Consider the following 15,681-nt stretch of genomic DNA (forward strand, 5'->3'; position numbering starts at 1 on the left):
AGGTGTGTTATGTCGTTGAAAAAATCATCCCTGATTATCCTGTTTTCCCTGCTTTTTTTCTTTGTGGCCAGCACCATCACCAGCGTTGGGCTCATCATTAAAAGTAATACTTCGCTGGATAATGTGAACAAAGAAATTCAGGTGGTCCTGTCCATTATTGATCCCATTAACCATAGCCGAACCCTGCGCGTCAGGGTTATGGAGTATGTAAAAATGGTGGAAGCGGGGGACGCCACCGACTCGTCTGCGAAACTGGCCTCGGTTAAAGAGGCGCTGACCAAAGCCGATAGTGCATTTTCGGCGTTTATGGCCTCGCCGCGTTTGCAGGACGAAGCCCCGCTGGTCACTGCCTACCAGGAGGCGTGGCAAAACTACCGTAACCAGGGACTGGCACCACTGATTGCCGCTGCCGCCGCTCACGATGTGTCGCGGTTCAACGCTCTTATTCCCGTGGTGTCTCAACTCGATCGCCAATATGAAATTGTGCTCGATCAGGTTCTCTCCGTTCACCAGAAGTACGCCAAAACGCTGAACGAGGATGCGAGCCATAATTTTGTGTCGGGTCTGGTTATTATCGCCTGCATTGCGGTGCTGTTCGTGGTGGTGATTTTCGCCGTCAGCCTGCTGATGAAACGCGTGGTCTTTGCGCCAGTGAACCTGGCGCGCGAGCACTGTCGACAGATTGCGGCCGGGAAGCTGGACGTACCGGTACCGATCAAGCGTGATTCCGGGAATGAAATCGATCACCTGATGTCCTCGATGGAGCAGATGCGCCAGGCGCTGCTCTCCACCATTTCTCAGGTGCGCGATGCCAGCCACACCGTAACGCATGCGGCGCAGGAAATTGCCTCCGGCAATATCGACCTGGCCTCCCGTACCGAGCAACAGGCTTCTGCCCTGACCCAGACGGCCGCCAGCATGGAAGAGCTGAGCGCGACGGTGGCGAATAACACCGATAACGTGTTCCAGGCCGGTAAGCTGGTGCAGGATGCCGTGAAAAATGCCCATACCGGTGAAGCGGTAACCCGTGAAGTCATCGAAACGATGAATACTATCGCGTCCAATTCGAAGCGTATTGAGGACATCACCAGCGTCATCAACAGTATTGCTTTCCAGACTAATATTCTGGCGCTGAACGCGGCCGTTGAAGCGGCGCGTGCCGGTACGCAGGGGCGAGGATTTGCCGTGGTGGCAAGTGAAGTGCGCACCCTGGCCCAGAAAAGCGCGGTGGCGGCGAAGGATATCGAAAGCCTTATCGCCCAGTCTGTTTCCAGCGTGAAAAACGGTGCGGAACTTGTGAATCGTTCGGGAGAGGTGATTGATTCTATTATCAGCTCTGTGAATAAAGTGCATACGCTGATGGAACAGATTTCGGTTGCCTCAGAAGAGCAGAGCCGTGGAATTGGTCAGGTTGGGCAGGCCGTAACGGAAATGGACGGTGTGACCCAGCAGAACGCGGCGCTGGTACAGCAATCCGCCGCAGCCGCGGCCTCGCTGGAGGAGCAGGCGCAGCAGCTGTCGCAGAGTATTTCGAGTTTTCGTCTGCCGGCAATTGCGTGATTAAATGAGGAAGGCTCCTGTTGGAGCCTTTTTAATGTCTGCATTCAGCCGCTGCACAATCTCCTTCAGCCATTACTGTTATCCGTACAAAGCCGCTATCACATAAATTTTATCTTTCCCCGGCAATATTTCTGTTCCTCATCCGTCTACCTCATCAGAGACCATAATCATTCAACATAAACGAGGTACACATGAGAAATTTTGATATGCACGGAAAAGGTCACGGGCGTGGTTTGGGCCGCCATCGTATGTACAAGGGCATCGTGATAGGCGCAGTCCTGTTCGTGGTGCTTGGCCTGCTGGTCATGTCCCTGTGGAACGCGTTGCTCCCGGCCATCCTGGGGGTTAAAGCCATTGGCTTCTGGCAGGCGCTGGGGATCCTGCTGCTGAGCCGCATTCTTTTCGGTGGGCTGGGTTTTCGCCCAGGCATGTTCGGTGCACACCGCCGTATGCACGCACAATGGATGAATATGACCCCCGAACAACGTGAAGCCTTCATTCAGCAGCGTCGGGCGGGATTTGGGCGTCATGGTCATTGCCGGTGGCACGATGACCGGGATGAGAAGCGAGATGATAACGCTGCGAAAGCGCCGGAAGCCGAGTGAGCGATATGAAAGCCGGTGAGGCGGGGGAATCATTACTGATCTCGGCACTCAATGCCTGCCGCGCACGGCTAAAAGCCTTCATTCGCGGACGGACTGCGGTTCGTGATGATGTCGATGATATTCTTCAGGAAGTGACCTGGCAGTTGATGAAAGTGGAACAACCGGTGGAGAACGTCGCCGCCTGGCTATTTCGCGCCGCGCGAAATGAGATGATCGACCGGGCGCGAAAAAAGCATGAGGTTTCACTGCCGGGGTACCTGACGGCAGATGACGAGGACTTTCCGGAGCTGGAGATTGCTGAAACGTTATTCGGCGTACCGCAAACCCCGGAGGAGGAGTATCTCAACATCCTGCTGTGGGAAGAGTTAGGGCAAGCCCTGTCGGAACTGCCGCCACCACAGCGCGAGGTGTTTGAAAAAACGGAATTTGAAGGATACACCATGAAGGCGCTGGCGGAGGAAACGGGCGACAGCGTGCAGGCGTTATTATCCCGCAAACACAAAGCTGTGCGATTTTTGCGTAGTCGCCTCAAGGATATTTATGAAGCGTTGACAGGGCAATAAAGTTCGACCACTCTGAAAAACAATATCTTAGAGGGGTCGTTATGCTTCAACTGTTAGCAAAGAAAAAGATGCTGTTACTCTCTGCTCTGCTGTTTTCAGGGCTGGTCAGGGCAGAGGAGTCGCTTCCGGATGTGGTAAAGCACTTCAGTGAGCAGCAGGATATCAAAATCATTAAGAAAATTGATGCCCCCGGCGGCGCGCCAGCGTGGCTGGGGCAGTATCAGGACATGGGCGTGACGCTCTTTCTGACCCCTGACGGAAAGCACGTGGTGTCTGGCTATCTGTATGATGAGAAGGGAACCAACCTCAGCGAGGCCTTTTTCCAGAAAGAGATCTACGCCCCGATGGGCCGCGAGATGTGGAAAAAGCTCAATGCGGCTCATCCGCTGAAAGAGGGCGCGGAGAGCGCCCCGCGCAAAGTCTTTGTTTTTGCCGACCCGTTCTGCCCGTACTGCAAGCAGTTCTGGGCTGAAGCGCAGCCGTGGGTGAAGGCCGGCAAGGTCCAGCTCAATACGCTGCTGGTTGCGTTTCTTAACCCGAACAGCGGGCGTAACGCCTCCGCGATCCTGAATGCCAAAGATCCGGTGTCGGCCTGGAAAGAGTACGAGCTGTCCGGCGGTAAAAAGCTGCCTAAACCTGAAGGGGCGGCTTCACGGGAAACCGTTGAGATCCTGCAAAATCACCAGACGCTTATGGACAGTCTCGGCGCAAATGCCACACCGGCTATTTATTACCTGAATGAGCAAAACGAACTGCAGCAGGTCGTGGGCATGCCAGACGCAAAACAGCTTGAGGCGATGTTCGGGCCGAAGCCGTAAAAAGAAAGGCAGAAACGCCTTGTTTCTGCCTTTTTTCAGTCAACTACCCCAGCGCCCCCGGAGGTAATTTACGGCTTCCTGCGTCTGCGGCTGGTTAAGATAGTCTTCACGGAACAGGATGGTGCCTTTTACGTCTGGCAGTGAATCGTTGAGGTCGAGCTGTTTTTTCAGCTCCGGTACGCCGCCGTTCACCGTCCAGTCCGGTTCGTTTCTGGAAGGCGCGCCCACTTTGTAGAACGCGATCCCGATATACAGGCGGGTATGGGTCGGTTTCACCACGTCAGCCCACCATTTTGTCAGCACATCGTATCGTGCCGCGTCGCGGGCGAAGGGCCAGTAGATCTGCGGCGCAATGTAATCCAGTAAACCCTGCTGTACCCATTTTCGCGTGTCAGCGTAGGATTCATCGTAGGCTGCGGCACCGCGCGTGTCCGATCCTGCCGGGTCGAAGGAGCGGTTGCGCCATACACCCGCCGGGCTGACGCCAAATTCAACCTCAGGCTTTGCCTGCTTGATCGCCCTTGATACCTGCACAATCAGCTGCTGCGTATTGTGCCGACGCCAGTCAGCTTTCGACGCAAATCCCTCGCCGTAGCGCCTGAAGGTCCAGGCATCGTTCAGGGTTGAGCCCGGCGTCTCGGTGTAAAAATAGTCATCGAACTGAACGCCGTCGACAGGGTAGCGATTCACCACTTCCATCACCACTTGGGTTATCCAGTCCCGCACCTCGGGAATGCCCGGGTCGAGAACAAAACGATCCCCCGAGGTGCGGATCCACTCCGGATGCTGGACATAGACGCTGGAGGGATGAAGCGACGAGGTACGGTTAAGCGCGGCGATGGTCGAGGGCTTCGTGTTGGTGGAGACGCGGTAAGGGTTGAACCAGGCGTGAACCTTCATCCCGCGCTTGTGCGCTTCATCCAGCATAAACTGGAGCGGATCGTAACCGGGGTCTTCCCCGATAGTCCCGGTCAGGGTATCTGACCATGGCAGTATTTCAGAGGCCCACAGCGCCGTACTGTCCGGTTTTACCTGAAAGAAGACGGTGTTGATCCCAAGCTTTTTCAGCTTATCGAGCTTGTCCGTCAGCGCCTTCTGTTGCTGGGCGATACGCTGGTCCGCGCTGCGGCCATTCACTGATGACACGGGGGGCCAGTCGAGACGGGAGACGGTCGCCAGCCAGATCCCGCGCATGGGTTCGTTAGTCTGCTGTACAGGTTTCGCCTGCGGCAGCGGGGTAACGAGTGATTTGGGTGGTTTGGAAGTGCAACTTACCAGTAAAAGCGCGCAGCCAAGCAGCGCGCCAGTCCGTTTTACGTGTCGCATCATTTGCGTGTTAGCTCCTGGGTGTCCGGCCATCCGTCCAGGGATTAAACGCCGGTTCGTCCTGTTCCTCGTTACCGTCATCGTGAAGGGAGTCGAGGTAGAGGGCTTCAACTTCCGCCCGCGCCCATGGGGTCCGGCGCAGGAACTTCAGACTCGATTTAACACTCGGGTCCTTGCGAAAACAGTTGATTTTGATTCGGTTGCCCAGTTCATTCCAGCCATATCGTGCAACCAGCGCGTTAACCTGCATTTCAAGCGTTACGCCATGCAAAGGATCGTTGGAAATATGTGCTGTCATAGGCGTCCGGTAGTCTCATTTTTTATGGGGATGTGATAAACGCTCAAAGGTTACAAGAAAGCAGGGGACGCGGCAATTTCAGCGTGAGGTTCTTCACCCGTAAAGGGTGAAGAGGATTTCCGGTTAATACTATTTTTTAAACAGTTCAGGTGCCCACGGCGTCGGGTCTACCTCCATAAAGGGTGCACGCTCAAAGCGGGACTTCAGCGCCCAGGGCACCGTACAGTCGAAAATCGTTTTGCAGGTGATCCCGTTGCCACGAATGGAGGGACTGTAGTCCGGCGCCTGAGACGGATCGAGCTGGTGACCGCGGATCCCCGGCAGATGGGTGATGCTGACATCGCCCTGCATACGGGTCGTCATCGCCCACAAAATGTCGTCGCTGTCAAAAATATCCACGTCTTCGTCGACGAGAATAATGTTCTTAAGCTCGGAATAGGTGGCTAACGCGATGAGGGCCGCCTGACCCTGACGCCCTTCGTCAGAAGGCTGGCGTTTTTTAACCTGCAATACCCCAAGGAATTTGCCCCCGCCAGCGGTATGCGCATAGACGTTTTGCAGGAAACCGGGGATGGCTTCTTCCACCGCATTCCGGATGCTGGCCTCCGTTGGCAAACCGGCCAGCGTGGTGTGCTCTTCGCCCGGTCCTACCAGGGTTTGCAGGATCGCCTGATGACGCATCGTGACGGCCTTCACTTTGATTACCGGTAAGGAGGGGTTAGCCTCCCCGCAGTAGCCGGGAAATTCCGGCATCGCGTGCCCGGTGTGGGTATGCTGATCTTCTTCTACGCGCACGCCCGGCAGCAGTTCACCTTCGATAATAATTTCCGCACGCGCAATCGCTTTTTCATTTACGGCCACACCCTGCACCAGCTCGACGGGAGCCTGACGTAACGCGCCGGCGACACCCAGCTCGTTGTAGCCGAAGGGCGTGGTAGGGGCTTCGAAACAAGCGCCAATATAGATAGCGGGATCGAGACCCATATTGATCGTGACCGGCAAGGGTTTGCCCGCCTCTTCGGCTTTCTTACGGAACACTTCAATATGGCGGCCCGCGGCAAGGAACATGGAGAGCTCATCGCGCTCCTGAACGCAAAGACGGTGAATAGTGACATCGGTCAGCGAGGGCGTCTTCCGGATCGCTTGCCAGCACCAGCCCCAGACAGAAGAACGGACCGGCATCTATCGGCGTGTTGGTCGGTGCCGGAAGCAATTTACGCAGATCGAAGTCCGGATCGTCGGCATAAAACACCTGCTCCTGACACGGCGCCTGGGCCGCCGGGACGACAACGGGAGCAATCGGGTTTTTCACCGCCTGGCCGACATGTTTTGCCAGTTCAGAGGGCTCGCAGCCCAACAGGAGCGCCGCCCGCTCGCGGCTGGCGTGCATACCGACCAGAATACGGGAGTCGGGATACCCCTTAATAGCGTTAAACATCATGGCCGGGCCGATGCGCGTCGGACGTTTTACCGTGCCGCCAGCACCAATGTGCCGGTACACACCCGCCAGCTCCGCGTCAGGATCGACCGGATGGCTGGTTTCAAGGTATTGACCTTCATGGCGTTTAAGCAGTTCGATAGCACTTCTGAGATCGTTGATGTGGTTTTCCATATTTTCCCCCTCGGATGATTGCATCCATTCTTAACCGGACGAAGAAGGCTATCAATTGCATCATTCATGCTATTTTAATATGAATTTTATTATCAATAATGAAGGCACAGTATGCAGTTTCGACTGATGCGCAATTTTATCGTGGTGGCGGAAGAGCTTCACATGCATCGTGCGGCGGAGCGCCTTAACATGGCGCAACCGGCACTAAGCCAGCAAATCAAAACGCTTGAAGATCGTCTGGGGGTAGTGCTCTTTAGCCGGGCGAATCGTCGCCTGACGCTGACGCCAGCCGGTGAGGCGTTTCTCAGTAAAGCCAGAGTGGCGATTTTTATGACCGATCAGGCGATTCTGGATGCCAGACAGACGGCCAGAGGGGAACAGGGCGTGCTGAATCTCGGATGCGTTTCAAGCGCGATATTCGACAGTAAGCTGCCCGACGCGCTGCGGCTTTTACATGAGAAATGGCCAGCCATCAGCCTTTCCATGATGACGGGAAACGTGCAAACCCTTTATACCGGCGTGCAAAGCAACCAGCTGGATGTGGCCATTATTCGTGCCCCGTTACCGCTGCTGCCTGACGATCTTCAAAGTCGTCCTTTCACAACGGAAAAAGCCGTGCTGGCCTTACCTCGTCAACACAGTCTGGCGGGCTCCGCCGCGCTGACGCTTGCGTCGGTGAAAGAGGAGAAGTGGATCGCCCTGCGCGACCCGGAGGGGATGGGGCTGGAGCAATATTTCTATGATGCCTGCCACAGCGCTGGCATACAGCCTGACGTTGTGCAAAACGCCACCGATGTCCCCACGGTGATAAGCCTTGTCTCGGCAGGGTTTGGTATCGCCATGCTGCCAGCTTCAGCGAAGGCGATATGCGTACAAAACGTCGTCTTTGTGGATATTCTTGACCGACTCCGGGAGAGCGAGCTGACGCTGGTTTGCCACCGGATTATTCGCTCTGAGGTGCTGAAAAAATTGCTGAGTATCCTCGATCATACCTGACGTCCGGCGGCCTGAAGAAGCTGTTCACGTAGCCAGCGATTAGCCGGATCCTGACTGTTTTTCGGGTGCCAGTACATACCGATGACGATCGGCGGGAGATCCAGCGGCGGCGGAAAAATATCAAGCGTTTGCGTAAAGCGTAGCAACATGCGCCTGGGTAGGGTGCAGAGTAAATCGGTACCGGCAACAATCGCAGGCGCCATCGCATAGCTTTGCGTCGACATCACCACGTTACGCTGGTGGCCAAGCCCCGCCAGATGCTGATCGACAAAGCCCGCGAACGGGTCGCCCTCGGATGAAACCACCAGGTGTGAAAGACTACAATAGCTTTCCAGATCCACCGGCCCCGTACCGCGCGGATGGCCTTTCCGCTGGGCTGTGGCATATTCATCGTCAAACAGTTTGCGTCTGACCCATGCATCGTGCGCCCCCGCGTTAACGCCGATATAAATATCCACATCGCCATTTTCCATCTGCGCTGACAGCAGCTGGGTTTCCGGGAGCGCAAAACGCAGGCGGATACCTGGTGCCGCACTGCTAATCTGATTCTGCAACTCTGCCCCCAGCATTAGCGCCGGGTTTTCGTGCAGGGCAATAACAAAGGTGCGGTTGCTGTTCTGCGCGTTGAACGTGGTGGGTTCAAGCATCGCCGCTATGCCCTGCAAAACCGTCGCGACCTGCGGCCTTAACGCTTCGGCGCGCGGCGTCGGTAACACCCCACGTCCGTGTGGGGAAGGGACAAACAGCGGCTCACCAAACAACACGCGCAGGCGTGCCAGGCGGGCAGACATTGCTGGCTGGCTGATGCCCAGCCGCGCGGCCGCATGGGTGATATTCTGGTCCCTGAGTAACGCATCCAGCGTCAGGATCAGGTCCATATCCATATCGGAGGGGGACATCTTATTTTGCGTCACGGTTGGTATAGGTCACCGGGACCCACGCGTAGCCTTCCCGCTCACCTTTCGTCACATAGCCGATCCCGGGGAAAGGCAGATGTGGCGCCGCAATCAGATCTTTGTTTTTCACAAACTCAGCGAAAGCAGCGTTGCGCACCCGGGCGGCGCCGTCCTGATCCTCATCGTAAGCAATCGTCACGTTGGGCTGCGGGAACTGAACCGCGGCGACGTGGATGATGTCGCCGACAAAGGTAATTTTTTCACCTTTGCTCTCCAGCGTGTAAAACGCGGAACCTGGGGTATGGCCCGGGTGAACCGTACCGCTGATGCCCGGCAGAAGCTGTTCGGTGCCTGAGAAAGTCTTCACTTTTCCGGCATCCAGATAAGGCTTTAATGTCTTGTGCGCGACATCGAAGTAGTTCTGGTCATAGCCAGACTTTTTCTGGTTCTCGTCGTTAAAGAAGAAATCGATATCCGGTTTGCCGACATAGACCTGCGCGTGGGTAAACACGCGCTGACCGTCTTTGACCAGACCACCGGCGTGATCGGAGTGCGCATGGGTGATTAGAACATCGGTAATATCTTCGGGTTTGATGCCCTGGGTCGCCAGGCTTTCAATCAGCCGCCCGCCTTTGCCGGGGCCAAAGAGCTGACCGGAACCGGTATCCACCAGGATTTTGTGACCGGGCAAAGCGATATAAAACGCGTTAATCGATGCTTCCACCGGATTGGCCTGGAAGTTTTTGGCCAGTAACGCATCGGTATTTTCCGCCGTCGTCCGGCGCAGTAAGGCGTGAAGATCCTGCGGCACGCTGCCGTCCGTAAAGGCGGTGATAATCGTGTCGCCAACCTGAACGCTGTAGCCGCCAGCCTGCTGTTTCACCACATGCTGCGGAACGCTGGCCACCGCGTGGATCGCTGGAAAGAATAAAACTGAACCGGTCAACAGGGTTGATATCGCAAGTTTTTTCACAGTAAACATGATGGGCTCCTTAATAGTAAGTTCATCATAGTTCAACTGCGATTTTTGAGAACAGCAGGGGAGTGAATGTGACCTATCCATGAAATGGATAGGTCTGAGAGGATGCTTTACAGCACGCCGGTACCGCCATCAGAGCACCACACTTGCCCGGAAGCGTATGAGCAGGAATCGGAGGCAAAAAGCACATACAGCGGTGCGATTTCAACCGGCTGGCCCGGTCGGCCCAGGGGCGTATCTTCCCCGAACTTCTGAACTTTGGACTGCGGCTGACCGCCGCTGGACTGAAGAGGCGTCCAGTATGGACCTGGCGCGACGGCATTTACCCGAATGCCACGCGGCCCAAGCTGCTGGGCCAGAGACTTGGTAAAGGCCACGTTACAGGCTTTGGTCTGCGCATAGTCCACCAGGATCGCGCTCGGTTTAAACGCCTGAACGGAAGTGGTGTTGATGATCACGGCACCTTCCTGCAAATGGCGCAGCGCAGCTTTGGTGATCCAGAAGGGGGCATAGACGTTGGTCTTAAACGTCGCGTCAAAATCTGCCGTGGTGAGATCGTCGATAGATTCACAGTACTGCTGGCGTCCGGCGTTATTCACCAGGATATCCAGGCCGCCCAGTTCGGCAACGGCTTTTTCCACCAGCGTGTCGCAGAAGGACTCCACGCGAATGTCGCCGGGAATGGCGACCGCTTTACGGCCTTCGGCCTGAATCAGCGCAATGACCGATGCCGCATCGGACTCCTCTTCCGGCAGATAGCCAATAGCGACATCTGCACCTTCACGGGCATAGGCGATGGCTACCGCGCGACCAATGCCGGAATCACCGCCGGTAATCAGCGCTTTTTTTCCTGCCAGTTTTCCTGACCCGATATAACTTGTTTCACCATGATCCGGTATTGGCTTCATTTCCGATGCCAGCCCGGGAGCCCTTTGCGGTTGTTCTGCAAACGGTGGACGAGGGTAATGCAGCGTGTGATTATTTCCTGTAGACATACCGGCCTCCTTAATAGTGAATTCCAAGATTAGTCGTTAATTAAACGTAAGCGGGCAAAATTGACAAATTCAGACAAATCTATATTCCAGTGGCGGATATAAAATATTTTCTCAAGCCAGCATGTAATACCAGAAAAGGGCGACCTCATCTTTTTCCGGCAGGGCGTTGTAAAGGTAACGATCGTAACCGCCCAGAATAAACCCATAGTGACGATAGAACAGACAGGCAGAAACATTAACGTTCTGCGTCTCCAGCCGTAAACCGGGCGCATTAAGGCTTCGCGCCCAGACGTGGGTGGCGGACATCAGCTTGTGCGCCGCGCCCGTTCGGCGTTTTGAACGCTCCACGGCAATGTAATCCACCGAAATAAATTTATTCCAGTTGCAGGACGCGGTAATAAAACCGGCGATTTCACCGTCATCCGTTTCGGCGATAAGAAATATTGAATCGGGATTAACGCAATGATTTTCCAGCGTCTGGAGATCCAGTTCATAGGTTTTATGATAAGGATCGGTTAGCGCCTCGATATGCAAATCACCATTGAGAAAAGGTTCTCTGGCAATCTCATCGACCGTAAAAGAAAAATCACAACATTCAAGACGGGCGAGGTCGGTGCTTAATCCTTTTCGAATATGCATAGTATTCCTTAAGTGGGAGTTATAAATAGATAATAGACGAAGCGGCATACTCTGCTGGCATAACACTCTGTTCATCCTGGTCTAAGCTTGTATTTCGTTCCGCGTAAAATGTGGTCATTCGAGGACAATGAATGGAATTCAGAACATGTCGCAGGCACTGGGGTGCTGAGTTTATTTCCGATGACGTTGTACGTTTTCGCGTCTGGGCAGAAGGGCAGAAAGATCTCACGTTGCGTTTAACCGACACCGACATTCCGATGGCGGCGGTGGGCGACGGCTGGTTTCAGGTTGACGTGCCCGGCGTCAGACACGGTACGCCGTATCAGTTTGTTTTACAGGATGGAATGGCGGTGCCGGATCCGGCCTCGCGCGCGCAACAGGCTGACGTCAACGGCCCGTCGGTGGTAATCGACCCGCGTCACAACCTGCCCGCACAGCGGGAATGGCAAGGGCGGCCATGGGAAGAGACGGTGATCTACGAGATGCATATCGGCACCTTCACCGGGGAAGGAACCTTCAGGGCGGCCATCGATAAATTGCCTTATCTGGCCGAACTGGGTATTACGCAACTGGAAGTGATGCCCGTGTCCCAGTTCGGGGGCGCGCGCGGATGGGGGTATGATGGCGTACTGCTGTATGCCCCGCACTCAGCTTATGGCACACCGGATGATTTTCATGCCTTCATCGATGCCGCCCACGCGCTCGGGCTTTCCGTGGTGCTGGATATTGTACTCAACCACTTTGGCCCGGAAGGGAACTACCTGCCGTTGCTCTCGCCGGCGTTTTTCCATCAGGATCGTATGACCCCGTGGGGCAACGGTATAGCCTATGAGGTTGAAGCCGTCCGGCAATACATCGCTGAGGCGCCGTTATTCTGGCTCTCGGAGTATCATCTTGACGGTCTGCGCTTCGACGCCATCGACCAGATCCATGACGACGCTGAGACCCATATTCTTCCCGAGATAGCGCAACGGATCCGCGACGCCTTTCCGGATCGGCATATCCATCTGACCACCGAAGACAGTCGCAACGTGATTTTCCTGCACCCGCGCGATGAACATGGTCAGACACCGCTTTTCACCGCCGAATGGAATGATGATTTTCACAACGCCGCGCATGTCTTCGCGACCGGGGAATCACACGCCTATTATCAGGATTTTGCCTTTGAGCCGGAGAAAAAGCTGGCGCGGGCGCTGGCAGAGGGCTTTGTCTACCAGGGGGAAATCTCGCTTCAGACCGGGAAATCGCGCGGGGTAGAGTGTCGCGAGCAACCACCGCAGTTTTTTGTCGATTTTATTCAGAATCACGACCAGGTCGGCAACCGTGCCCAGGGGGAGAGGCTTATCTCTCTGGCTGGGGCGGAGAAAACGCGCGTGCTGTTCGCGGCGCTGCTCCTGTCGCCACATATCCCGCTGCTGTTTATGGGTGAGGAGTACGGCGAAACGCATCCGTTCCTCTTTTTCACCGACTTCCACGGCGACCTGGCGAAAGCCGTGCGGGAGGGTCGCGCGAAAGAATTTACCGGCCATGCCGGGCACGATGAAACCGTACCGGATCCCAATGACGTAAATACCTTTATGCGGTCGAAGCTTGACTGGAACAAGGCAGACACAGAGGAAGGCAGGGCGTGGCTGCACGTTACGCGCGAACTGATTGCGCTGCGTCAACGCTTTATCGTCCCGTTACTGAAACAGCGGGGCGCCGTGGAGGGTAACGTCCTGCAAACGGCGCTCGGCATGGTTGCCGTGAGCTGGCGTTTTCCGTCCGGTACGCTGTCGCTGGCGCTGAATATCGGCAAAAAGCCCCTCGCCTTAGCGGACCTGCCCGGAAAAACGCTCTTTAGCTGGCCGGAGGCAGTCGAAAACCTGCCGCCGAACAGCATTGTTGTTCGCTTTGCTGATGGAGAAGCAGCGCTATGATCCCTTCCTCTACTTACCGAATTCAGTTTCGCAACGGCATGACCTTCGATCGCGTGGTAGACCTGATTCCGTATATGAAAGACCTCGGAATTAGCCATCTTTACGCGTCGCCTGTTTTCACCGCAACCACGGATTCCACCCACGGCTATGACGTGACCGCCCCCAACGAAATCGACCCGGCGATTGGCGGGCGGGAAGGGTTTGACCGCATGGCGGCAGCGCTGAAACAGGCGGGGATGGGGCTGATTCTGGATATCGTTCCTAACCATATGTCGACCTCGCTGGAAAACCGCTGGTGGCGCGATGTTATCGAGCACGGTCGGCAGAGCCGCTATGCGGCATATTTTGATATCGACTGGTCCCGACCCCTGACGATGCCGTTTCTTGGCGACACCTTTGAAGCCGAGCTGGAGCGGGGGGCTATCACCCTGAAACGTGACAGTGTCACCGACAGCGCGGCGTTGGTTTACTATGATACCGCCTATCCGCTTAATCCCGGCACGTATGCCGAAGGCAAGAGCATCGCTGAGATCCACGAGGCGCAAAGCTGGCGGCTGATGTCCTGGCGGGAAGCGCCGAAACAGCTTTCATGGCGGCGCTTTTTTGAAATCACCGGGCTGGTCGGCGTGCGGGTAGAGGATGAGGCGGTATTCGCAGACACGCACCGCCTGATCCTTGAGCTTGTCCACGCCGGGGTTGTCGACGGCCTGCGCATTGACCATGTGGACGGGCTTGCCGATCCGCTGGGCTATTTGCAGCGACTACGTGCGGCGACCGGACCGGATTGCTACATCACGGTAGAGAAGATCCTCGCCAAAGGGGAACAGCTTCCTCCGGAGTGGCCTATCTCAGGTACTACGGGCTATGAGTTTATCGCCTCCCTGGCGGAAGTGCTGGTGGATGATACCAACCTCTCGCGGCTGGAGACGCTCTACGACGAGACACTGGGTACGACCGTTGACAGGCAGGCAGAACTTCGCAACGCCAAAGGACTGATGACCGATCGTAATTTTGAAGGTGAATTTACCACGCTGCTCAAAATAGCCAGCGAGCTGGCCGGGCATAACGGTGCCGAAGTGGAGCATGAGGATATCCGCCATGCCTTGCGCGAGCTGCTTATCGCGTTTCCGGTGTATCGCACCTACGGCACCGCACAGGGGCTGACGTCACCGGATGTGGCGCTGCTCAGCCGCGTGGTCGCCAGCGTCAACACCTCTGAACTCGCTCTGAGCCTTATCGTGCGTATTCTTACCGGCGATCTGCCGGCGCATGACCACGCACTGGCCTCGCTTTTCCGCACCCGTTTTCAGCAACTGACCGGGCCGCTGATGGCGAAATCGGTAGAGGATACGCTGTTCTTCCGCCATAACCTGGAGCTGGCCCTGAACGAAGTCGGCGCCGACCCGACGCCGCGCGCGTTTTCACTTTCCCGTTTTCATCAGGAGATGCGCATTCGACTTGCCCGCCAGCCCGATGCGCTGCTGGGAACTTCCACCCACGACACCAAACGCGGCGAGGATGCACGAGCTCGTTTGTATACGCTTACGGAAGCGCCAGATCTGTGGGGAGAAAATCTGGCGCGCTGGCGGCAGATGAACCAGACGCAGGTCCGATTCCTCAACGACGGCACCGCGCCGAACGCCGCCGACACCTGGATGATCTTCCAGGCTCTGGCGGGCGTCTGGCCAGCAACCCTGTCGCCTGAAGATCGTGATGGCCTTAAGTCACTGGAAGAGCGTTTCCTCGGCTTTATCGAGAAAGCCCTGCGCGAGGCCAAGCAGCGTACCGACTGGATCGACAGCAACGAAGGTTACGAGAGCGTGGTCCTGGACTACGTGCGCCATCTGCTTTCCCCGGATAACACCCTGTTCCTGCGTGATTTCAGTGCCGCTCTCCAGCCGTTTATTCGGGCTGGGTTAATGAACAGCCTGAGCCAGACGGTGATCAAACTGACTGCGCCTGGCGTACCGGACATCTACCAGGGCAGCGAGGGGCTTAACTTCAGCCTCGTCGACCCGGATAACCGCCGCGAACCGGATTTCGCCGCACTGGCGGAAAACCTCAGCGTAGCGGATGGCACCGTTTTTAACGATGCGCAACGCTGGCGAGACGGCAGCGTGAAGCAGTACGTCACCGCCACGCTGTTACGGCTTCGGCCACATTACCCCGCGCTTTTCCGCTACGGCGACTGGCTGCCGCTGAAGGTAACCGGCGAGCGGGAGGAGAATCTGATCGTTTATGCCCGCATCAAAGATGACGAGGCGCTGATCGTCGCCGTGCCGCGCCTGGTGTTTGACGTCACCGATAATGCGATGCTGTGGGCCAATACTACCGTGGCCATACCCCAGGCGCTGGCCGGGAAGCACTACCGGGATCTGTTTACCGGTGAGCGTCGCCTTCTGCCAGAGACGCTGGATTTAACGTCTGAAAAGGGATGTTTGTTGGTTCTGCTTACCTGCGAATAATTGAGGAGAA

General features: G+C 56.1%; 13 protein-coding genes and 1 pseudogene. 7 read left to right on the forward strand and 7 right to left on the reverse strand.

The features are described from left to right. The first annotated feature begins 9 nt into the window (after positions 1-9). From IPZ49_RS13475 to dsbG, 4 genes are all read left to right on the forward strand, one after another. A complete protein-coding gene (locus IPZ49_RS13475) occupies positions 10-1,560 on the forward strand; it encodes a methyl-accepting chemotaxis protein (protein ID WP_063145883.1) in 1,551 nt (516 codons plus the stop codon). Positions 1,561-1,751: 191 nt separating this feature from the next. Further along, positions 1,752-2,165 (forward strand): hypothetical protein, encoded by a 414-nt coding sequence (locus tag IPZ49_RS13480; protein ID WP_045622692.1) that lies wholly within the window; start codon positions 1,752-1,754, stop codon positions 2,163-2,165. Between the two features lie 5 nt (positions 2,166-2,170). After that, positions 2,171-2,728 (forward strand): RNA polymerase sigma factor, encoded by a 558-nt coding sequence (locus tag IPZ49_RS13485; protein WP_179954854.1) that lies wholly within the window; start codon positions 2,171-2,173, stop codon positions 2,726-2,728. 41 nt (positions 2,729-2,769) lie between these two features. Next, positions 2,770-3,546: a thiol:disulfide interchange protein DsbG gene (gene dsbG, locus IPZ49_RS13490; protein WP_022648169.1), complete on the forward strand. Its 777-nt coding sequence runs from the start codon at positions 2,770-2,772 to the stop codon at positions 3,544-3,546. Positions 3,547-3,585: 39 nt separating this feature from the next. Here dsbG and IPZ49_RS13495 read toward each other — a convergent pair whose 3' ends face one another. The 3 genes and pseudogenes from IPZ49_RS13495 to IPZ49_RS13505 form a co-directional block, all read right to left on the reverse strand. Then, positions 3,586-4,875: a glycoside hydrolase family 10 protein gene (locus IPZ49_RS13495; RefSeq protein ID WP_022648168.1), complete on the reverse strand. Its 1,290-nt coding sequence runs from the start codon at positions 4,873-4,875 to the stop codon at positions 3,586-3,588. Positions 4,876-4,882: 7 nt separating this feature from the next. Beyond that, positions 4,883-5,170 carry a VF530 family DNA-binding protein gene (locus IPZ49_RS13500; protein WP_023300148.1) on the reverse strand — a complete coding sequence of 96 codons (288 nt, stop codon included), beginning with the start codon at positions 5,168-5,170 and terminating at the stop codon, positions 4,883-4,885. 129 nt (positions 5,171-5,299) lie between these two features. Further along, positions 5,300-6,782, reverse strand: a pseudogene (locus IPZ49_RS13505) (UbiD family decarboxylase). Between the two features lie 111 nt (positions 6,783-6,893). On the opposite strand from IPZ49_RS13505, the gene IPZ49_RS13510 reads away from it, so the two are divergent. Next, positions 6,894-7,778 carry a LysR substrate-binding domain-containing protein gene (locus tag IPZ49_RS13510; protein ID WP_045308132.1) on the forward strand — a complete coding sequence of 295 codons (885 nt, stop codon included), beginning with the start codon at positions 6,894-6,896 and terminating at the stop codon, positions 7,776-7,778. Here IPZ49_RS13510 and IPZ49_RS13515 read toward each other — a convergent pair. The 4 genes from IPZ49_RS13515 to IPZ49_RS13530 form a co-directional block, all read right to left on the reverse strand. Then, on the reverse strand, positions 7,769-8,677 hold the full coding sequence (locus tag IPZ49_RS13515) for a LysR family transcriptional regulator (protein WP_045622684.1): 909 nt from the start codon (positions 8,675-8,677) through the stop codon (positions 7,769-7,771). The genes IPZ49_RS13510 and IPZ49_RS13515 overlap by 10 nt on opposite strands. Position 8,678: 1 nt before the next feature. Then, a complete protein-coding gene (locus IPZ49_RS13520) occupies positions 8,679-9,656 on the reverse strand; it encodes an MBL fold metallo-hydrolase (protein ID WP_046621492.1) in 978 nt (325 codons plus the stop codon). Between the two features lie 107 nt (positions 9,657-9,763). Then, the gene (locus IPZ49_RS13525) at positions 9,764-10,648 is read right to left on the reverse strand and encodes an SDR family oxidoreductase (protein WP_022648162.1); all 885 of its coding nucleotides are present in this window, start codon (positions 10,646-10,648) and stop codon (positions 9,764-9,766) included. A gap of 111 nt (positions 10,649-10,759) precedes the next feature. Continuing rightward, positions 10,760-11,287 (reverse strand): GNAT family N-acetyltransferase, encoded by a 528-nt coding sequence (locus IPZ49_RS13530; protein WP_022648161.1) that lies wholly within the window; start codon positions 11,285-11,287, stop codon positions 10,760-10,762. 131 nt (positions 11,288-11,418) lie between these two features. Between IPZ49_RS13530 and treZ the strand changes: the two genes are divergently transcribed. Continuing rightward, entirely contained in the window at positions 11,419-13,206 is a 1,788-nt protein-coding gene (gene treZ / locus IPZ49_RS13535; protein ID WP_063145885.1) for a malto-oligosyltrehalose trehalohydrolase, read from the forward strand. Beyond that, complete coding sequence (gene treY, locus IPZ49_RS13540) at positions 13,203-15,671, forward strand: malto-oligosyltrehalose synthase (protein WP_046621496.1); 2,469 nt, start codon at positions 13,203-13,205, stop codon at positions 15,669-15,671. The genes treZ and treY overlap by 4 nt, the downstream gene beginning before the upstream one ends. Positions 15,672-15,681 lie beyond the last annotated feature (10 nt).

Origin of the sequence: Enterobacter cloacae complex sp. S2, assembly GCF_015159675.1 — a bacterium.
Classification (GTDB): domain Bacteria; phylum Pseudomonadota; class Gammaproteobacteria; order Enterobacterales; family Enterobacteriaceae; genus Enterobacter; species Enterobacter intestinihominis.